Raw genomic sequence first — 19728 nt, 5'->3', positions numbered from 1 at the left:
TAAGATCCAAAAGAAATCCAAGATTTTTGCTAGCAAGCAAACTGAAGAACAACAGCATTAGTAACGAAGGGCCCCTAACAGGGCCCTTCTTGCATTAGCTGATTTTAAATTGGTTTACATTAGCACTTAATCCATTCGCAAGTGCAGACAAATCTTCAGCGGCATCGTTAACTTGCCTATTGTTTTGAGACAACCTATCTCCCAACCCTTTAAATTGATTAACGCCATTTTTAGCCTCAATCGCCTGCGACTGTGAATGTTTCGCCAATACGGCTGCTTCTTCACTAACGCTCACTAACGCCAAAATACTTTGCGTTCCTGCTTCAAGCGTTGATACCAAATCATTAGCTAAACCAACAGAGTCATGTGCTTTATTTTGATTTGAGCTCATGGTGGATACTGCAGACGTAATTGACGCTACAATATTTTCTAGCATAGTATTAATTTCAACGGTGGACTGTTGTGTTCTTACTGCTAGCGTTCTTACCTCGTCAGCGACTACCGCGAAACCTCTCCCAGAATCGCCAGCTCTCGCCGCTTCAATCGCTGCGTTCAATGCCAATAAGTTTGTCTGATCGGCAATTTCTGCAATAGTTTTAACTGCACTTGAAACATTATTTCCTTCGACCTGAAGGGTTTCTAACATACTTGCCGTTTGTTCAATATCATTGGCTAAGTCAGAAATAGCTACTGCGGTCTCCTTCACTTGCACACGCCCTGCGTCTACCTGTTTTGCGCTATCTTGCGCAGCGTTTGCCGCTGTTTGTGAACGCTGAAGGCTTTCAACCATATCAGACTCTAACGAGTCCATAATATTCACTAGGTCAGTAATATCGGTAAGTAAACTATCAACTGACGAGCTTGACTGTTCTGTAGATGTAGATAAAGAGTTCACCGCTCCTTCTATCCCAGATACCGCTCCTTTTACTTCTTTCATGCCAGCCTGGAACACAGATACCAAACCATGAATACTGTTGGTCATTCTGCAAAGCTCATGGGTGCGTTGTTCTGGAAGACGCACCACTAAATTTCTGCTTTTCGCTAAACTATCTAGCTTCTCAGCCATGCCTTCTATAGGCTGCGCAATTTGTTTTTTAGCACTATAGAAACCTGCCATGGCAACAGCAGCTAGAATGACCACTAGCAGATAAATAGTGAATTGGCTGGTTTGTAACTGACTTCCTATCGCCTGCGAACGCTCACCCGCTTTGCTTGCCACCTGATTTCTTACTTCAATTAACGCGTTATCAAAAACGGAGGCTAGTTCATTCAATAACTGCAAATCATCACGGGCACGATCCCAATCTACCCGCGATGCAGACATAGTAGCTTGAAGTGAATCCATACTTGAGACCAGCGAATTGAACTGGGATTTAAGGGTATCACCAGCCATGTAGCCTAGTGCGTTAAATCCAGCATCTACGTTTTGCACCAATACTTGTTTTTGTTCTTCAAAAGCATTACCCGATAACGTTGTGCCATAAAGTGAGTAGCCAATTAAAACAAGTTGCTTACTATTACTTTGCACACTATCAAGGGTACTTAAGGCGGGTAAGGTTTCACTCACGAAGGTGTCGACCTGGTGCGTCACCTGTTTGTTGTTCAATGTTAGTACCACGGCAGCAATCAAGGTTGCGAGTAATATTCCTGCATAACCCGTTAAAATTCTTACTTTTATAGTGTTTAACATTGCTTACTGCCTTCGGGAGAAAAAGTTAACGTAAAGTATTACTGTAGACACTTTGAAGCATAATCCAATAAAATACTTATATTAGTGTTTTTAGTAACCCATAAGTAACCTAGACCCGAGTTCGTCCTTTTTACTTTCGCACGCCTTAAATAATTAGCGATCTATTTGGTTTTTGTTAAAGATGAGTAAGTGGAAGCGCCGTTGTGTATTTCAGTTGTTCCATGGCAAAACTAGAGGTGACATCGTTTAGATCAATGCCATTTACGAGTCTTTTATAGAAATGGTCGAAAGCAGCCATATCGGTTACCACAACTTTAAGCAAGTAATCGTATTCTCCAGACATACGATAAAATTCAACCACTTCTTCAAACGATGACGCGTGCTTAGCAAAGTCTGTTAACCACTTCCCATCGTGACGAGCGGCTTTGATTTGCACAAACACCGTCATTGCCAAGCCTAATTTATGCGCCTGCAATAATGCTACGCGACGGGAAATGACGCCTTGCGCTTCTAGGCGCTGTATACGTCGCCAACACGGCGTAGCCGTTAGGCCCACTTTCTCCGCTATATCTGCAACCGGCACATTGGCGTCTTGCTGAAGAAGCAACAATATAGCCTTATCGACACCATCAAGAGCAATATTTTTCACTTTAAACCACATAAATAGAATTATTAACTACATCTAACCTATCAAATAGGGAGTAATGAGTAAATTTCTCTTTTTCTAGCTGTCACTATTGAATAAGACTGACTTGTAGAGATTTTTGAAATGCTTGATTACGCGATAAATACCATGCCTGGGGTCGTTGACGATATAACGCAAACCATAGGAAACACACCACTAATACGCTTAAGTAAATTTGCGGCAAGCCAACATGTGGAGGCGACACTGTTAGCCAAGGTGGAATTTTTCAATCCTGCAGGTTCAATAAAAGACAGACCGGCAATAGCCATGCTCAACGCGCTAATGGCGAGCTCTGCTTTTAATGAGAAAACTGAAATAATTGAAGCGTCGTCAGGAAACAACGGTGTGGCCTGTGCTTGGCTCTGCGCTATTTACGGTATTAAACTGACAGTGTGCATACCAGAACATATGTCAGTAGAGCGCCAAAAGCTGATACGTCATTATGGGGCGCATGTGGTCACTACACCAAAGCATCTTGGCACCAAAGGCGCCATAGATAAAGCAACAGCACTTATTGAGCAAAACCCAGCCGCGGTGGGCCTGTCTCAATTTTCAAACCAAGCTAACCCTGATGCGCATGCTAAATCTACCGCCCAAGAAATACTGCGCGATACTAATGGTAATGTCGATATCGTGGTTGCCGGTGTAGGCACTGGCGGCACGCTTACTGGCTTAGCCACAAGCATGCGAGCCCACATTCCTCATTTAGAAGTAGTGGCCGTTGAACCAGCTAGTTGTCCGGTGTTAAGCAAAGGGCATGGTGGCGTGCACAATATTCAGGGATTGAGTTCAGGCCATGTTCCTGACGTGCTTGATGTTAGCCAAATCAATCAGATAATTACGGTAGAAGACAACGAAGCCATAGCTTACGCCCAGCAGGTTGCGAGAGTAGAAGGCTTAGCGGTAGGAATTTCTTCGGGAGCCGCACTCTTTGCTGCCGCTCAATTAGCCCAACAACCTTCTAATGAGGGCAAGAACATCGTTGTCATTCTTGCCGATGGCGCCGAGCGTTACTTTTCTACCCCGCTATTTGCCGATTAATGCCGTCTAACGTCAAATAGTGTCGACTAACGTTAGAGAGAGGCGAATAACGATGTGGCTATTGGCAACCTACAAAGGTTGCCACTTATGCATTAACGCCACCAAGGTTGGTTAAAGTTCACGTCTTCAGGCGCGATTACGAATTCGTATGGTGGTTCGAAAGCCTCCCAAAAGCGTTCAGCTAAGGCTTCATCTAACACCTTGAACTTACCTTCGTTCGCGTATTCTTTCATCAGAGCTAAGTAGGCTTCTACCGGCATTGAAGGGTTCGACTGCTCGAAAATCACTGCCCCACCATAGGTTTTATACAGGTGTTTTTCTATTTGCCAACGCTCTACTTGCGTTGATGCAATCTCGTCAATACTCGTAATATCTTCATTACTAGCACTTTCCTCCAACTCATTATCGTTTTGCAGAGCATCGTTCTTAGCGGCTACTTTCTGGTTGTTCTTTTCATATTCTGATCCAAATTTTTGCTTAAAAGCTTCCACTAGGGCCAAGTCCACCTCGATATCGTGTGTACTCGCATAGTCGCTAAGCACTGCTTCTATAATTTGGTTCGCCAGATTGATAGCTCGCATCTGAGTAATAAGCTGCGTGACGTTATCGGGCGCTTGCTTTCGAATTTTCGACATTGTGTCTTGGTCGGGAGTAATGTCAGCTAGGGTAATTGGTTCACCGAAAAGCATGGCAATAGCATTGCTTTGGTTACTAATGGCTTGTTTGCTAACGGCGCTGCTGGCACTTGGGGTGTCTTGGGAAGTATTTTGTATTTTACTGGATGATTGCGCGAACGATGAAGAAGATATAAAAGTGGAAAGTAGAACAAAAGCGAAAAAAACACTATTCATCCTTAACATTAGCAAATCCTTTCATTAAGTTTAATACTAAAACAGTAAAGCACTTAATAGCGGGAAAACCAACTATATTAACGAATGTAGTGTTTATAAAAGAAAGAAAAACGGCGGTCTTTTCAGACCGCCGTTTTTGAATTTCTTAGATGGCGTGCACGTTAGCAGCTTGAAGACCTTTTTGACCTTCTTCTACTTCAAATTCCACGCGCTGACCTTCTGGAAGAGTTTTGTAACCGTCAGAAACGATAGCACGGAAATGAACGAATACGTCCTTACCGCCGTTATCTTGAGTTAGAAAACCATAACCTTTATCAGCGTTAAACCACTTAACGGTGCCTGTAACTTTAGACATGTCGTATAGACCTCAAATATCATATTAAATTGCGCAATAAGCGCGTATAGCGAGTGTCTTTAATAGGCGGAGTTGGTCTTACTTACGAATGGGCAACAACTTACTACAAATCACAAGGTAACTTGAGCGGTTTTACATATAGCAAATAATTTCATATCTCGTCTATTCAAAGACATTTGGCTTAAAGCCAAAGCAACTATAACACTCTTCGAACTGATTAATATACAATTTATTCACTAAATAATGCATTTCATAAAAATTTCACCCCAACGTAACAGTACCTAACGGTTCTTACGCCATGCCAATACCCAACAGAGCAATCCTGCACCAGCTGAAAGCGCTGGAAAGCACCAATTTAAATCGTACATAGGCAAAATAGCAGACAATAAAATAAAGGTAGCGCCCGTTACACCCCATTGAATGGATTGTGCACTCTTTTTCTGCTGCTCTAATAAAGCAACTTGTGCGCGTTGTTGTTGCAAAGGAAGCCGCTTAACTTGCTGTAAGCTGTCGTAAAGTAAATCTGGCATTTCAGGTAGCTTTTCAGACCAAAACGGCAGGTTTGCTTTTACCTTTCCTAGCATAGCTTTTACGCCAATTTGCTCGCGCATCCAATTTTCTAAAAAGGGCTTTGCGGTTTTCCACAAATCTAATTGGGGATAAAGTTGACGACCCAACCCTTCAACATAAAGCAGCGTTTTTTGAAGCAGAACTAATTGTGGCTGCACCACCATATTAAACCGGCGGGCAGTATTAAATAACTGTAGTAGCACATTACCGAACGAGATTTCAGCAAGAGGCTTTTGAAAAATGGGCTCACAAACCGTGCGTATCGCCATTTCAAACTCATCAATATTGGTGTCGTTTGGCACCCAGCCAGAGTCAGCATGAAGCTGTGCTACCTTGCGATAATCTCGGTTGAAAAACGCAATAAAGTTTTCGGCTAAATAACGTTTATCTTCTCGGTTCAAGGTGCCCACAATGCCAAAATCAATCGCGATGTACTTAGGGTTCTCAGGGTGTTCGGTAGATACAAAGATATTACCTGGGTGCATATCAGCATGAAAGAAGCTATCGCGGAACACTTGGGTAAAGAACACCTCTACCCCACGCTCAGCCAGCTTCTTCATATTGGTATTTTGTGCAAGTAAGGCATCTATATTTGAAATAGGTAGCCCATATATGCGCTCCATCACCATCACATTGCTGTGGCAGTAATCACTGTATATTTTGGGAATGTATAGGGAGTCTGAGCCTTCGAAGTTTCGACCTAGCTGAATACCACTTGCCGATTCACGCAGAAGATCTAATTCATCTACAATGGTTTTGCGGTACTCCACCACCACTTCAACGGGGCGAAGGCGTTTACCATCTGGAAGCCATTTTTGCAGTACCGAGGCCAAACTAAATAGCAGCTCCATGTCAGCTACGATAGTTTCACGAATATCGGGGCGCAGCACTTTAACCACTACATCTTCATTATTCGCTTTTAATTTTGCCGCATGCACTTGAGCAATAGAAGCAGATGCCAATGGTGCTTCATCAAACTCGCTAAACAATTCTGACAAATGCGTTAAACCAAGAGAGGTTTTAATAATCTCTTGTGCGGCATCTGACGAAAACGGGGGCACTTTATCTTGTAACCGGGCTAGTTCATTCGCAATAGCAGGATGAAGCAAGTCGCGGCGTGTCGAGAGCATTTGCCCAAATTTGATAAAAACAGGCCCAAGGCTTTGCAGTGCAAGCGTAATACGCTCACCGGCAAGTTTGTCTTTATGTTTGTTTCGAATCCAAAAGATACTGTGGCGCATAAGGCGTGCGTACCATGGTAGCCATTTAGCAGGGATAAGATCGTCTAACCCATGCTCTAACAACACCTTATTTATCTTGTACAACCTAACAATGCGCATGCTTGTCTCTTAAATTGATTTTTGTTCTAGCTGAAGTAAGCGGGCATCTAATCGCGCTACATCATCACGTAGTGCGTTCACTTCATCACTAAAATGTAATACCGCTAATTTGGGCGCTGCTATTTGCTTTTCTTCGATCAAAGCATTGCTAGCGACTTTATTAAACTCCGACAGGGCACCCGTGGCCTTGCGCTTAAAAGCACTGAGCCATTGCATAGCTTGGTGGGCAACAACATCATTGGTTTTACCCGCCAGTAATTCTTCTACATCAATATCCAACTGCTGAAATAGACCGCTAACCTGCTGCGCCACAGCTAGCTCGCCTTCAACCTGTAATTTATTTTGTTGAATAAGGCGCGTTAGCTGATTGGTGTGTTTTAGTTCAGGCAGGGTATCTAACGATGTTTTAATACAGCAATCTTTATGATTTAGCGTTGCAACTGTGTCTTGGAATGGTTCATGTAACGTCAGTACATCTACTTGCTCAGAAAAAACAAGCACAATAGCAAAGGGCAAGGGGTCGACATAAGCGATAAGTCGAGCGCCTTTAAGCGAAGCCATTCTGGCTTCACTGTCTGAATCTAACGCTAAAATTTTATTGGCTGCCGTTTCAATAACAGCACTAACCAAGGCTGATGCTGGCATTAAAATTTATAGCCTCGGTGCAAAGCGACTATTCCACCGGTTAAATTTTGGTAGTCACACTGGTCAAAACCTGCGGTCTCAAACATACCTTTCAAGGTTTCTTGGTCAGGGTGCATACGAATACTTTCTGCCAAATATTGGTAGCTCTCAGCATCGTTGGCCACTAGCTGCCCCATTTTTGGCAATATATGGAACGAATACGTATCGTAAAGTTTGCTTAATTGCTCTGACGTGGGCTTCGAGAATTCCAACACCAACAGTCGACCGCCTGGTTTTAATACACGGTAAATTGAATTAAGTGCATTTTGCTTTTCGGTTACGTTTCTAAGGCCAAAAGCCATGGTCACTACGTCGAAGTGGTTATCAGGGAAAGGTAACGCCTCGGCATCTGCTTGAACGTAATCGATGTTGCTGACTAATCCGCGATCTCTTAGTTTATCGCGGCCAACTTTTAGCATCGACAAATTAATATCGGCCAAGGTTACGTTGCCCGTGGGGCCAACAAGACGAGAAAATTTTGCGGTTAAATCGCCAGTACCACCAGCGATATCAAGCACTTTTTGCCCTGCACGCACCCCTGAACAATCAATGGCAAAGCGCTTCCATAAACGGTGCACACCCATCGACATTAAATCGTTCATGACATCGTATTTAGCGGCAACAGAATCGAATACATTGGCTACTAACGACGCTTTTTGGTTTTTTTCTACCTGCTTAAAGCCAAAATGAGTAGTAGGTGCATCCGATGCCTCAGTGGGCGATGTGTTGTTATGGTTGTCGCTCATGGCATTCCTGCATTAGTGATTCATAGTAAAGGCTGAAGTGTATCGGATTGTCGCGCCCAGCAACAGTATTTACCTTACGCAAAATACTGGTTTGTGCCCCAACTGAACGCAATAATAACGCTTATTTCTTGTAACGAGCGGCCACTTTCTTGATGCCACTGGGCAAACGCCGCATTCGCAGCGGTTAAGCTTTTCTTGCTAGTCAGGCCACCATCGATAATATCGTTCTTTCTCAGGTAGTCCTCAACATCTCGTGAAAACAAGAAGGTATCTACGCCTAACGCCCGCAGCATGTAAGGGCCCGTGTTACCCCCAAGGCGAGCGCCGCGTTTTTTCATGGTAGTCCATAAATCGGTAATATTACTGGCGTCGAATTTAGCCACAAACTGACCGAAGCTGCCGTGTTCACGGGCAATATCTTTAATGAACATAGCATTGTCGCGAACGGTCATTACTTTTTTGTAATTACGCACGATTCGTTTATCCGAGGCTTTTTGCTCTAGCATTTCATCAGGCATGAGCAGCACTTTTTCGATTTTAAATTCAAAAAACACGGTTTCGAATTCGGGCCATTTTTTTTCAATAACCCGCCACACAAAGCCAGACTGAAATACTTGTTTCGTCATGGCTGCCAAAAACCGATCATCAGGTATTTTGGCAACGTGTTCGGAGGAAAGTGGCGCCGAAAGCATGCTTTCAAGCGCCTTTTCACCACCTTTTCGCTTACATGCCCGCTGATAAATAGTGGAGAAAGATTCTATTCCCATGGTTATCTATCCTAATACTACCTAATACTAATTAGCCACGAATGCCGCTATGGCGTAGTAAGGCATCTACATTTGGCTCCCTGCCTCTAAAGGCAACGAATAAATCCATAGGCGCACGGCTTCCACCCATCTCAAGTATATTTTCCAAAAACGCTTTACCCGTCTCTTGGTTAAAAATACCGTCTTCTTCAAATTTACTGTAAGCATCAGCAGATAACACTTCCGCCCATTTATAGCTGTAATACCCTGCTGCGTAACCACCAGCAAATATATGCCCAAAGCTATGCTGAAAACGGTTGAATGCTGGAGGTGTATTAACCGCTACTTCAGCGCGCACGCTGTTAAGAATAGCTTGCACATCCACATTGTCGCCAGACTCACTATGCAGTAAGAAATCAAACAAGCTGAATTCCAACTGACGCACCATTTGCATAGCAGCTTGGTAATCTCTGGCAGCTAACATTCTATCGAGTAAATCTGCCGGTAAGGGCTCACCCGTCTCAAAGTGACCCGAAATAAAGTTAAGCGCGTCTTCTTCCCAGCACCAGTTTTCTAAAAACTGACTTGGCAGTTCTACGGCATCCCATGGCACACCATTAATTCCAGATACACCCGCCACCGACATTTTGGTTAGCATGTGGTGTATACCGTGTCCGAATTCATGGAAAAGGGTAACCACTTCATCGTGCGTGAATAAGGCAGGCTTATCTCCTACTGGGGCATTAAAATTACAAGTTAGATACGCGACAGGCAGCTGCAATTCACCGTCTAATTTCTCGCGACGAACACGGCACTCATCCATCCACGCCCCACCTCGTTTTTTAGCGCGGGCATACAAGTCTAAGTAAAAGCTGCCACGAAGGGCATCTGCACTATCAGTAATAGTGAAATAGCGCACATCTTTATGCCATGTATCAATGCCTGGCTGCTCGATAATTTTAAGGCCGTATAATCTATGTACTACTTCGAACAAGCCCGACAACACTTTGTCTTCTGGGAAGTACGGACGCAGCATTTCATCTGAAATGGTGTACTTTTCTTGTTTCAGCTTCTCGCTGTAATAAGGTAAGTCCCACGCGTTAAGTTCTGTTACCCCGTGGGTGTCTTTCGCATACGCGCGCACTTCTTCTAGCTCTTTTTCAGCCTGTGGCTTCGATTTAGCGGCTAAGTCACGCAAAAAACCGGTAACTTGATCTGTCGATTCTGCCATCTTGGTAGCAAGAGAGCGTTCAGAATAGCTACCAAAACCGAGCAATTGCGCAATTTCACTGCGAAGGGCCAGTGTTTGTTGGATGATTTCAGTGTTATCCCATTTACCCGCATTAGGGCCTTGATCTGACGCCTTAGTCGCATAAGCGCGATACATTTCTTCACGTAACTCCGCATTGTCTGCATAAAGCATAACGGGTAGGTAAGAAGGAATATCTAATGTAAACAACCAACCTTGTAAGTCTTTTTGATGCGCGGCTTGTGCTGCTGCATCGCGGGCTGATTCAGGCATGCCAGATAAGGTAGCTTCGTCAGTGACATGCTTGCTCCACCCCATGGTGGCGTCCATGACATTATTTGAAAATGTGGATGACAGTTCGCTTAACTTCGCTTGAATATCTGCATAGCGTTTCTTTTCCTCGCTAGGCAGTGCCACCCCACTTAAGGTGAAATCGCGAATAGCATTATCAATCACTTTTTGACGCTGTTCATCAAGGTCAGCGTATTCGTTTGAGTCTTTTATCGCCACGTAAGCATTATACAATCCTTCGTGCTGACCTACCCAGGTACCATATTCTGATAGCAAAGGTAGGCAGGCATCATGGGCTTCTCGCAACTCGTCGCTACTCACCACTGAATTCATGTGAGAAACCGGTGACCACATCTTACTTAAGTTGTCGTCTACTTCTTCTAAGCGCAATACTAAATTCGCATAAGAGTAATCTTTAGATGCAACCACTTCATCAATTTCAAGCTTACATTTTGCTATCGCTTTCTCGATGGCTGGCTTTATCTGCGCGGGCTTAATAGATGAAAATAAAGGCAAACCATCTACCAATTCAATTGCTGGGGTCGTCATAATCCGTCTACTCTTTTCAGTTCGTATAGCAAGTTATGTTGGGGTTGTTTGCAATAAAAACAAGCGCTGTAATTGCGCAAGGCAACAGTGATATTTTTGGGTTCTATACTAGGATTACTGTAAACGGTAAGCGTGCAGATCAAATTTTGAATAATTCTTTCTTTTTAAGCGCTTCGTTAATAGTTAAGTAACTCACTCATTCAGCAGCTAAAAACCCTAAAGAAGAGTGTCACAAATGTCACATTCACTACTTTTGTCTAAATTGTGAACAACCCTATTCAGTGCTATAACGTTATAAGTTGGCATTAGGAATTGAGCAATGAAGACATTAACATCAGGTGAAATCGCAACTTACTGCGATGTAAACCTTCGTACCGTGATCCGGTGGATAGAAAGCGGCAAACTTAAAGGGTTTAAGCTGCCAGGTCGTGGCAATAATCGCGTGTTAGTCTCGGACTTTGTTTCTTTTCTTGAACATCACAACATCCCTATTCCCGACGACCTCCAAAGTGAGATATCACCTTCCATTCTTATCGTTGATGATGAGATGCCGGTGGCGAAATCAATTCAACGAGTGGCACGCCGTGGTGGTTATGAAAGTTATATTGCTACGGGTGGGTTTCAAGCCGGCATTATGTTGAGCCAGTATAACTCCAAGTTAATGACCCTCGATTTAAGTATGCCTGGCATGGATGGTTACAGCGTTATCCAGTTTGTTAGAGAACAGCCTAAGTATAAAAATTTAAAAATTTTAGTCATTTCCGCACTTGACGATATCAGTCTTGACCGAGCTATCGAACTCGGCGCAAATGCAGCACTTTCAAAACCATTTGCCAATGGCGAACTTATCGAAACCATCGAGAAGTTCATGCTTGAGTAAGTTCATAGTAAGTAAACTTGGCCAGTTTTTGCTATGGCCTTTTTAATTGGGTCGTTTGAAATGCGTCTTTTAAACAAGTGAGTTTGGGGTGAATCATGGTCAAAAAATCAATGTTTCAAGCTGCACATCGTATTTTTGCTTTTTTAGCACTCACGTTGTTCGCCACTTATGGTGCATGCAATACGTTGACGCTTGGGATAGTGCCACAACAGTCAGCGAAAAAGCTTGCCGAAACTTGGCAACCGCTTATCAACTATATTTCGGAACATGCCAACATTGATGTTGTATTTAAAACGGCGAAAGATATTCCTACCTTCGAACAACGACTGGCCGAGGGAGAATACGACATTGCCTACATGAACCCTTACCACTTTGTGGTATTTCATGACTCAGTTGGCTATCGCGCACTGGCTCGCCAAATAGACAAGCGCATTAAAGGCATAATTGTTGTGGATGCGAACAGCGATATTGTGTCGCTTGACGATCTTAATGGCAAAGAAATCGCCTTTCCTTCTCCTGCCGCATTTGCTGCCACTATTATCCCCAGTGCATATTTGAAACAGCAGGGCATTCTTTTTACGCCACGCTATGTGCATTCTCATGATTCGGTGTACCTGAATGTACAACGAGGTTTTTTTAACGCTGGCGGCGGCATAATAAGAACCTTCAATGGTGTTGATGACAATATACGAAGTGCCCTTCGTATTTTATGGGAAAGTGATGGGTATACCCCCCATGCAATAGCCACCCACCCTCGAATTACCGATGCGCAAAGAGAAGCCCTATTGAAAGCGTTGCTTACCCTGTCGAAGGACGAAGACAATAAACAACTATTGAAGAACATCGGCTTTAAAGGTTTTATATCATCAGTAGATGAAGATTGGGACGACGTACGAGCCCTAGGCATCACCTCATTAGCAAGGCCGCAATTGTGAAAAGAGACGCGTCGCTCACACTATCGCTAAGAACCAAAACTATTGTTGGGGTAGCACTTATTGCTGCCATTCTGTTTTTAATTCTTATCACCACCGTATTTAAATTATTAAATGACTTAGTTGACACCAGTGTTGAAACCTCGGCCCAAACCACCACAACCTTGTTTGTCTCTACCGCGAAAAATGCCTTTTTAAGCTACGACCTCGCTTCGCTAGAGGCAGATGCATCAGAAATGCTTTCAAACCCCAATATCAGCTATGTTCGGGTTCTCGATAACAACAACAATGTGTATGTCGAAAAAGGTGAACATAGCGTACTTAACCGTCCTTTTAAGCAAGATAGAGATGTAATGAGTGCGGTAGACGGTATATACGATACCTCCGCTGACATTAAGGTTGGCGAGACACTCTATGGGCGTGTAGAGATAGGGCTGGAAGTTGATTCTATTAACAAGTCAGTAAAGCGAGTTCGAACATGGACACTCACTCTTGCATCCATAGAGCTCGCCCTTATCGCATTGTGTTCATTCTTGCTTGGGTCATACTTAATGTCGCAGCTAAAGCAACTAAGAGCGGGCGCTAGGCATTTAGGCGCGGCGGTTAAAGATAAAAATTACCAAAATATCTCTGTCAAAGTGCGGGGTAAAGATGAACTCAGTGAGTTGGCTGATGCGTTTAACCAATTAGTTGAACTTTTGAAAGACGAGAATATTCATCGTGAGCGTGTTGAAGATGAACTCAAAGAGCTCAACAGCTTATTGGAAGTGAAAGTAAGAGAACGCACCTCGTTGCTAAATCAGAAAAACTTTCAGCTTGAAGAAGCAAATAAAGATTTAAAAGAAGCACAGGTTCAATTGTTACAAGCAGAGAAAATGGCATCAGTTGGCCAATTGGCCGCGGGGGTAGCGCACGAAATCAATAACCCGATTGGATTTGTGAATAGCAATATGCATACTCTCAGCGAATACGTATCGACCTACCAAATGATATTCCAACAGCTGAACGATGTGCTTTCAAAAGATACCGCCACCCAACAAGATGAAGCGATAAAACAGTTGCGTAACATTATTCAGCAGCAAGATATGGAATTTATCAACAGCGATATCTCTGAACTCATCACCGATTCGAAAGACGGCCTGATTCGGGTGGCCGAAATAGTCAAAGGGCTAAAGCTTTTCTCTCGTGTAGACAGTGATGAAATGCAGTCTTACAACTTAAATGACTGTGTTCGCACCACCCTAGCGATGGTGAACAACCAGCTAAAGTACATATGTAGCGTAGAAACGCATTTAGGGTCGATTCCCCATATCATGATGAACATGGGGAAAATTTCACAAGTTGTAACTAACCTTCTTATTAATGCAGGGCAAGCCATCGAAAGTACTGGTATACATGGCACCATTACCATTACAACGCGGGAAATAGATGGCAACATTGAACTTACGGTGCAAGACACTGGCTGCGGTATTAAATCGAGTCACCTAGATAAATTATTTAACCCCTTCTTCACTACCAAACCAGAAGGGCAAGGTACCGGACTTGGGCTTTCTATTTCTTTTGGCATTGCTCAAGAACACGGCGGCACCCTTCATGCCTCAAGTAATGATGGGGAAGGAAGCTGTTTTACGCTAAGCCTACCAATACATAATCCGTTAGACGACAACGCCGAAGATTCTTTTCAGGACGATTCACTATGAATGATACCACTGACCAAAACGCAGACGTGTACACTGTTTTATTTGTCGACGATGAACCTAATATTCTTCGTGCCATTAAGCGCGCGCTCTTTTCCTTAAAAGTTAATTTATTGCTGGCTGATAGTGGCGCAAAAGCGTTAGAGATCATGAAGGAAAATGAAGTTCACGTGATCATTTCCGATATGAAAATGCCACAAATGTCTGGTGCTGAATTACTTCAACAAGTCGCAGAATTGTACCCTGAAAGTTATCGGCTAGTGCTAACCGGTTATGCCGATATAGAATCGACTATCAAAGCGGTTAACGAAGGAAAGATTCATCGTTATCTGCAAAAACCGTGGGACAACAAAGAGCTTATATCTGCCATTGAAGATGGGCTAGAACGAGTAAAGTTAAAAAACGAAAATGCCCGCCTGCAGAAATTAACTCGACTACAAAATCGCAAGTTAAAAGAAGTGAATACGTCACTTGAACAAATGGTGCATAAGCGTACTCGCCAAATTAAAGCCGCGTTGAACAAGATTGAAAAGCATAATCTTGCAATGGAACAAGTACTGTTTAACGTTATTAGTATTAACCCCAATATAGACGGCAAGTTTGCCATTGAAGTGAGCGAGCTTGCCACTAAGTTAGCAAAATACCTTCAACTGAACCCTGAAGACGTTAAACGGGTGCGCTATGCTGGGCTTATTTGTGAACTTGGTTTACTAGGGCTAAATACAGACGATTTTCTAGCCCCGTTTTCGAAGCTAAAGTACCAGCAACAACAGAACTACTTAGATCAAACCAAACAAGCGGCGCTCATGCTGGCACCTGCAACAGAGCTACAGCCAGTATCAGACATGATTGAATTCCAATTCGAGCATTACAATGGTGCGGGACCACGTAATGTGGTGGCAAAAGAAATTCCAATTGGTGCTCGCATCGTGTCAATCGCAAGAGATTACTGGCGTTTAGTCACCGGCCGAATGAGCGGTGAAGAAATGACACCGCGGGATGCAAAAGCCGAAATGAAAAAGCATACCAACACACGGTACGACGGTGAAATTTTATCCTTCTTACTTGCAGATGACGATGTGAGCACGTCAAAATACATTTACAACACTATGAAAGCCTCTCAGCTAAAAGCGGGCATGGTGTTAGCCAAAAATTTATACAATGACAGCCATATTCTTATACTGCCCGAAGGGCATGTTTTCACTGATGCCACTATCCAAAAGCTCACTCAATTTGAACAAGAGCGTCGCCGCGAATTCAGTATTTTGATTGAGCCCGAGACACCGTTAGATGAAGGCGAGGAAGCTGCTACACCTCAAGATGCATGATCTTTAGTGCATCTATGGTAGTACCCATAAAACTGGAATAAAGAAGCATTAAGATAATTGGTGCTGCTTTGTTTTTTTGGAAGTGATGCCTACGATAATGAAATCTTCTACCTTGCACCTCGGTCTCTTAGACACGTATACAGTGTGTATTCCTTTAATTTCGTGTCACAATAAATGACAACTCTAGGCCTAACGGATAATAAGGCGGTTAACATGAAACATTTTGATTATATCTGCATAGGCGGCGGTAGCGGCGGCATTGCGTCTGCAAATCGCGCCGCCAAACATGGCAAAAAAGCAGCCATTATTGAAGCTAAAGATATTGGCGGCACATGCGTTAACGTAGGGTGTGTACCCAAAAAAGCCATGTGGTACGGCGCACAAGTAGCCGAAGCTATCCATCGCTATGCACCAGAATATGGTTTTGATATAACCGTAAATCACTTCAGTTGGGATAGCCTAATAGCCAGCCGCCAAGCCTATATTGAACGTATTCATGCATCATATGACCGTGCTCTAACGGCTAACGACGTGACTCTTATTCGTGGTTTCGCGAAATTTATAGATAACAACACCATTGAAGTAGATGGCGAAACCTATACAGCCGACCACATAACAATTGCAACCGGTGGACGTCCTGTTATACCCGATATTCCAGGTGCTCAACACGGTATTAACTCAGACGGCTTTTTTGCACTTAAAGAGCAACCTAAAAAGGCTGTAGTAGTAGGTGCAGGTTACATTGGTGTTGAGCTTGCGGGCGTACTGCATAGCTTGGGCACAGAAACCCACTTAGTCGTGCGTAAACATGCTCCGCTACGTAACTTCGACCCTATTGTTCACGAAACCTTGGTGGATATGATTCATGCCGAAGGCTGCACATTACACAACCACGCTAGCGTTGAAAAAGTGGAGCGCGGTGAAGGTAAGAACCTTTCAATTCACCTTACTAACGGTGAAGTACTAGAAGCAGACTGCCTTATTTGGGCTATTGGCCGCGAACCTTCAACCGATGTTATCGCCATTGAAAATACGGATGTAGAACTTGCCGAAAACGGCACAGTGAAAGTGGACAAGTATCAAAATACTACCGCTAAGAACATCTATGCCGTGGGTGATATCACTGGTGAAGCTGAATTAACGCCTGTAGCAGTAAAAGCAGGTCGCTTACTAAGCGAACGTTTATTCAACGGCCAGAAAGACGCCCATATGGATTACACCATGATCCCCACCGTGGTGTTTAGCCACCCGCCTATTGGCACCATGGGTTTAACCGAACCAGAGGCGGTTGAACAATACGGTGAAGACAATATTAAGGTGTACTCTTCCAGCTTTGCATCTATGTACACAGCAGTTACCCGTCACCGCCAAATGACCAAAATGAAATTGGTGTGTGCAGGGGAAGATGAAAAAGTGGTTGGCTTACATGGTATTGGCCACGGTATGGATGAAATTCTACAAGGCTTTGCAGTGGCGATTAAAATGGGCGCAACCAAAGCCGATTTTGATGCCTGCGTGGCCATTCACCCAACTAGTGCAGAAGAATACGTGACGATGACCTAGCGTGTCTAGCTCAGCTCAGGCTAGCTAAACATAGTTAAAAACTAGCGTATTTATATAATATGTAAGGCGATAATCGATACTGTGATTATCGCCTTTCTTTTTTATACCCTCTCAAGCGATACGGGCACCCCATTTAATACACTATTTCCCGACAAAGTATCTACCTGCATTTCGTCCGTCAGAATATTGGTATTAACACCCGGATATTGACTGGCGACCCCCAATTTAATTCCCTTCTTGTTGTGGCCCCAGCCGTGCGGAATAGAAACCACGCCAGGCATAATAGAATCGGTGATTTCAGCTTCCACTAGAACATGACCCACTCTTGAAGTGACTTTAACCATATCGCCTTCATTCACAGCATAGTTGTCGGCATCTGCAGGGTGTAATTGCAACGTACAGCGATTATTTCCCTTTACCATTCTGGGGCTATTATGTAACCACGAGTTGTTCGTTTTAATATGACGCCTACCAATTAATACCATCTGATTTTGGTTACGCATCGGCTCGAAAAAGTGCGTCTTTACTCGGGCAATATCCGGCATAAAGTAATCAAAATCTAATTTGATTTTTTTATCCTCGTGAAAAACAGCATCAGGCAGGGCAGGCTGTAATGGACCAAGGTCTATGCCGTGTGGATACGCTTTTAGCTTATCTAGTGACAAGTTATCGCCGCAGTTACCGTTACTGCTAGTTTCTCCATCCGTGATAGTGTTTTCACTAACACTATGGTTAATGCTAGCATGTCCCCCGTATTGCCCACTTTTTAATAAATCATCTATCACACCTTTAGGCTGTTTTTGCCATAAAGCTTCATAGTGCGCGGTGCGCTTGCCATTTAAATTATCTAAACGCTCTGCCAATGATAAGTATATCTGCCAATCGTTTAATTGATTGTCATCTATGTTTACCACTGCCTCAGAATAGGTGGCGTAATTTCTTACTGCAAAGTTGTGAAAAACCACATCATAGTGGTCACGCTCTAACGGGGTAACCGGCGGTAATATAATATCTGCATGCCTTGATGTTTCAGTAATGTAGAAGTCTACAGACACGACAAAATCGAGCTGTGAGAATGCGCGTTCAAGCTGTTCGGTATTTGGCGTAGTGACTAATGGGTTGCCAGCGCCAATAACCATGGCTTTAATTTGGCCTTCACCAGGGGTTAATATTTCTTCTGCTAAACACGCCACTGGGTACTCACCAGCAAAAGCGGGTAGTCCCCTCACCCGTGAACGATAACCTCCCATGCTTCCCTTACTTGAAACTGGTAAAAGATTAGCGGCAGGCTGGGTAAACATCATTCCCCCTCGCCTGTCTAGGTTTCCGGTCAGCATATTGAACAACATAATAAGATATTGAGTAAATGTACCAAATGCTTGCACACTCGCGCCCATACGACCGTAGCATACTGCTGAATCAGCACTGCAAAAATCTATAACCAATTGAGTTATCTGCGAAGCTTCTATGCCGGTGAGCTTGCTAACGGTTTCGGGAGAGAAGTCTTTTACATAGCCTTTAACGTCATATAAATCTTCGGCGTATGGTAAAAGCGCTTCTGCATTATGCAATTGCTTTTCAAATACCACATGTAACATAGCAAGTAATAGCAATACGTCGCTGCCAGGGCGAATAAAGTAATGCTCGCAGCTTAAATCAGCAGTGTCTGTCCGTTTAGGGTCGATAACCACGACTTTACCACCGCGTTTTTGCACGCCTTTTAAGCGCTTTTTAACGTTGGGTACTGTCATGATGCTGCCATTGGAAGCCAGCGGGTTTCCACCAATAATCACAAAGTGTTGGGTATGGTCGATATCTGGAATAGGAATTTGCGACATATGACCGAACAGCCTGCGACTCACGATATGATGAGGGAGTTGATCTACCGAAGTGGCAGAATATCTATTGTGTGACTCAAGAGCGCGATAAAAATAAGGGCCGAACAAGATAGCCCCCATGTTGTGGGCATTCGGATTACCTAAATACACGCCAACCGCATCTTTACCATGTATAGACTGGGTATGGTGGAGTTTTTCAGCAACATAGTCGAAAGCCTCGCTCCACGGTATTTCTTGCCACTCATCACCCACCTTTTTTACTGGCCGTTTTAATCTATCAGGGTCGTCATACAAATCTTTCAATGCACTGGCTTTGGGGCATACGTGGCCTTCACTAAACGGGTTATTTTTGTCTCCCTTGATGGAGAGTATGCGATTGCCCTGTGTTGCCACTTCAATACCGCACATGGCTTCGCACAGCGTACAGGTTGAGTAATGGAGTTTTTGTTCTGGGCTAACCCCGCTTTGCTCTGATTTCACCACGTTTTGCTCTGAATTAACCATGTACAGCACCTACATCAAATTTTGTTAACAGCTTGTTGCAAAATTAGCGTTTATCCATCTAATAGACAAGCATCATCGTGAGTGATGGATAAATAGACGGGTGGGTGGTAAAACTGTAAGTTGGTCGTTAGATTTATACGTGAAATCTCATAAGTAAGGTGTTGTCCCACCGGTTTAGGTTAAAGTTAA

16 protein-coding genes are annotated in these 19728 nt (G+C 43.6%); 6 read left to right on the top strand and 10 right to left on the bottom strand.

Features of this window, described 5'->3' with window-relative positions:
* Nucleotides 1-94: 94 nt before the first annotated feature.
* Together R1T43_RS03010 and R1T43_RS03005 are read right to left on the bottom strand one after the other, a co-directional pair.
* On the bottom strand, nt 95-1690 hold the full coding sequence (locus R1T43_RS03010) for a methyl-accepting chemotaxis protein (RefSeq protein WP_317352730.1): 1596 nt from the start codon (nt 1688-1690) through the stop codon (nt 95-97).
* A gap of 175 nt (nt 1691-1865) precedes the next feature.
* On the bottom strand, nt 1866-2351 hold the full coding sequence (locus tag R1T43_RS03005; RefSeq protein ID WP_211071950.1) for an Lrp/AsnC family transcriptional regulator: 486 nt from the start codon (nt 2349-2351) through the stop codon (nt 1866-1868).
* Nucleotides 2352-2459: 108 nt separating this feature from the next.
* Here R1T43_RS03005 and cysK point away from each other — a divergent pair, with 108 nt between their 5' ends.
* The gene (gene cysK / locus R1T43_RS03000; RefSeq protein WP_317352728.1) at nt 2460-3416 is read left to right on the top strand and encodes a cysteine synthase A; all 957 of its coding nucleotides are present in this window, start codon (nt 2460-2462) and stop codon (nt 3414-3416) included.
* A 92-nt stretch (nt 3417-3508) separates the two neighbouring features.
* On the opposite strand, the gene R1T43_RS02995 is transcribed toward cysK, so the two are convergent.
* The 7 genes from R1T43_RS02995 to prlC all read right to left on the bottom strand — a co-directional run bounded on the left by R1T43_RS02995 (nt 3509) and on the right by prlC (nt 10797).
* Nucleotides 3509-4276 (bottom strand): hypothetical protein, encoded by a 768-nt coding sequence (locus tag R1T43_RS02995; protein WP_317352726.1) that lies wholly within the window; start codon nt 4274-4276, stop codon nt 3509-3511.
* Between the two features lie 136 nt (nt 4277-4412).
* Nucleotides 4413-4622 carry a cold-shock protein gene (locus R1T43_RS02990; RefSeq protein WP_013786252.1) on the bottom strand — a complete coding sequence of 70 codons (210 nt, stop codon included), beginning with the start codon at nt 4620-4622 and terminating at the stop codon, nt 4413-4415.
* 281 nt (nt 4623-4903) lie between these two features.
* On the bottom strand, nt 4904-6532 hold the full coding sequence (ubiB, locus tag R1T43_RS02985; protein WP_317352724.1) for a ubiquinone biosynthesis regulatory protein kinase UbiB: 1629 nt from the start codon (nt 6530-6532) through the stop codon (nt 4904-4906).
* A 9-nt stretch (nt 6533-6541) separates the two neighbouring features.
* Nucleotides 6542-7177 carry an SCP2 domain-containing protein gene (locus tag R1T43_RS02980; RefSeq protein WP_317352721.1) on the bottom strand — a complete coding sequence of 212 codons (636 nt, stop codon included), beginning with the start codon at nt 7175-7177 and terminating at the stop codon, nt 6542-6544.
* A complete protein-coding gene (gene ubiE, locus R1T43_RS02975; RefSeq protein ID WP_013786255.1) occupies nt 7177-7962 on the bottom strand; it encodes a bifunctional demethylmenaquinone methyltransferase/2-methoxy-6-polyprenyl-1,4-benzoquinol methylase UbiE in 786 nt (261 codons plus the stop codon). Before ubiE ends, R1T43_RS02980 begins: the two co-directional genes overlap by 1 nt.
* Nucleotides 7963-8036: 74 nt before the next feature.
* Nucleotides 8037-8729, bottom strand: a complete 693-nt coding sequence (locus tag R1T43_RS02970) for a DNA-3-methyladenine glycosylase I (protein WP_211071945.1) — start codon at nt 8727-8729, stop codon at nt 8037-8039.
* A 31-nt stretch (nt 8730-8760) separates the two neighbouring features.
* Complete coding sequence (prlC, locus tag R1T43_RS02965; RefSeq protein ID WP_317352716.1) at nt 8761-10797, bottom strand: oligopeptidase A; 2037 nt, start codon at nt 10795-10797, stop codon at nt 8761-8763.
* 319 nt (nt 10798-11116) lie between these two features.
* Between prlC and R1T43_RS02960 the strand changes: the two genes are divergently transcribed.
* The 5 genes from R1T43_RS02960 (at nt 11117) to gorA (ending at nt 17197) form a co-directional block, all read left to right on the top strand.
* A complete protein-coding gene (locus R1T43_RS02960; protein WP_057795773.1) occupies nt 11117-11677 on the top strand; it encodes a response regulator in 561 nt (186 codons plus the stop codon).
* A gap of 95 nt (nt 11678-11772) precedes the next feature.
* The gene (locus R1T43_RS02955; protein WP_317352711.1) at nt 11773-12612 is read left to right on the top strand and encodes a phosphate/phosphite/phosphonate ABC transporter substrate-binding protein; all 840 of its coding nucleotides are present in this window, start codon (nt 11773-11775) and stop codon (nt 12610-12612) included.
* Complete coding sequence (locus R1T43_RS02950) at nt 12609-14309, top strand: ATP-binding protein (protein ID WP_317352709.1); 1701 nt, start codon at nt 12609-12611, stop codon at nt 14307-14309. The genes R1T43_RS02955 and R1T43_RS02950 overlap by 4 nt, the downstream gene beginning before the upstream one ends.
* On the top strand, nt 14306-15634 hold the full coding sequence (locus R1T43_RS02945) for a response regulator (RefSeq protein ID WP_317352706.1): 1329 nt from the start codon (nt 14306-14308) through the stop codon (nt 15632-15634). Before R1T43_RS02950 ends, R1T43_RS02945 begins: the two co-directional genes overlap by 4 nt.
* Nucleotides 15635-15847: 213 nt before the next feature.
* Nucleotides 15848-17197, top strand: coding sequence for a glutathione-disulfide reductase (gorA, locus tag R1T43_RS02940; RefSeq protein WP_317352703.1), 1350 nt, complete (start codon nt 15848-15850; stop codon nt 17195-17197).
* Nucleotides 17198-17298: 101 nt separating this feature from the next.
* Here gorA and R1T43_RS02935 read toward each other — a convergent pair whose 3' ends face one another.
* Complete coding sequence (locus R1T43_RS02935; protein ID WP_317352701.1) at nt 17299-19539, bottom strand: molybdopterin oxidoreductase family protein; 2241 nt, start codon at nt 19537-19539, stop codon at nt 17299-17301.
* Nucleotides 19540-19728 lie beyond the last annotated feature (189 nt).

The organism is Alteromonas sp. CI.11.F.A3, assembly GCF_032925565.1.
GTDB lineage: Bacteria > Pseudomonadota > Gammaproteobacteria > Enterobacterales > Alteromonadaceae > Alteromonas.
This window is presented reverse-complemented; position numbering and strand designations above follow the sequence as displayed.

What these genes read in the sequence shown, in the direction of transcription:
- R1T43_RS02995 (WP_317352726.1), bottom strand. Translation starts at nt 4,276, where the DNA reads ATGTTAAGGATGAATAGTGTTTTTTTCGCTTTTGTTCTACTTTCCACT.
- R1T43_RS02955 (WP_317352711.1), top strand. Translation starts at nt 11,773, where the DNA reads ATGGTCAAAAAATCAATGTTTCAAGCTGCACATCGTATTTTTGCTTTT.
- R1T43_RS03010 (WP_317352730.1), bottom strand. Translation starts at nt 1,690, where the DNA reads ATGTTAAACACTATAAAAGTAAGAATTTTAACGGGTTATGCAGGAATA.
- ubiE (WP_013786255.1), bottom strand. Translation starts at nt 7,962, where the DNA reads ATGAGCGACAACCATAACAACACATCGCCCACTGAGGCATCGGATGCA.
- ubiB (WP_317352724.1), bottom strand. Translation starts at nt 6,532, where the DNA reads ATGCGCATTGTTAGGTTGTACAAGATAAATAAGGTGTTGTTAGAGCAT.
- R1T43_RS02960 (WP_057795773.1), top strand. Translation starts at nt 11,117, where the DNA reads ATGAAGACATTAACATCAGGTGAAATCGCAACTTACTGCGATGTAAAC.
- prlC (WP_317352716.1), bottom strand. Translation starts at nt 10,797, where the DNA reads ATGACGACCCCAGCAATTGAATTGGTAGATGGTTTGCCTTTATTTTCA.
- cysK (WP_317352728.1), top strand. Translation starts at nt 2,460, where the DNA reads ATGCTTGATTACGCGATAAATACCATGCCTGGGGTCGTTGACGATATA.
- R1T43_RS02935 (WP_317352701.1), bottom strand. Translation starts at nt 19,539, where the DNA reads ATGGTTAATTCAGAGCAAAACGTGGTGAAATCAGAGCAAAGCGGGGTT.
- gorA (WP_317352703.1), top strand. Translation starts at nt 15,848, where the DNA reads ATGAAACATTTTGATTATATCTGCATAGGCGGCGGTAGCGGCGGCATT.
- R1T43_RS02945 (WP_317352706.1), top strand. Translation starts at nt 14,306, where the DNA reads ATGAATGATACCACTGACCAAAACGCAGACGTGTACACTGTTTTATTT.
- R1T43_RS02990 (WP_013786252.1), bottom strand. Translation starts at nt 4,622, where the DNA reads ATGTCTAAAGTTACAGGCACCGTTAAGTGGTTTAACGCTGATAAAGGT.
- R1T43_RS02980 (WP_317352721.1), bottom strand. Translation starts at nt 7,177, where the DNA reads ATGCCAGCATCAGCCTTGGTTAGTGCTGTTATTGAAACGGCAGCCAAT.
- R1T43_RS03005 (WP_211071950.1), bottom strand. Translation starts at nt 2,351, where the DNA reads ATGTGGTTTAAAGTGAAAAATATTGCTCTTGATGGTGTCGATAAGGCT.
- R1T43_RS02970 (WP_211071945.1), bottom strand. Translation starts at nt 8,729, where the DNA reads ATGGGAATAGAATCTTTCTCCACTATTTATCAGCGGGCATGTAAGCGA.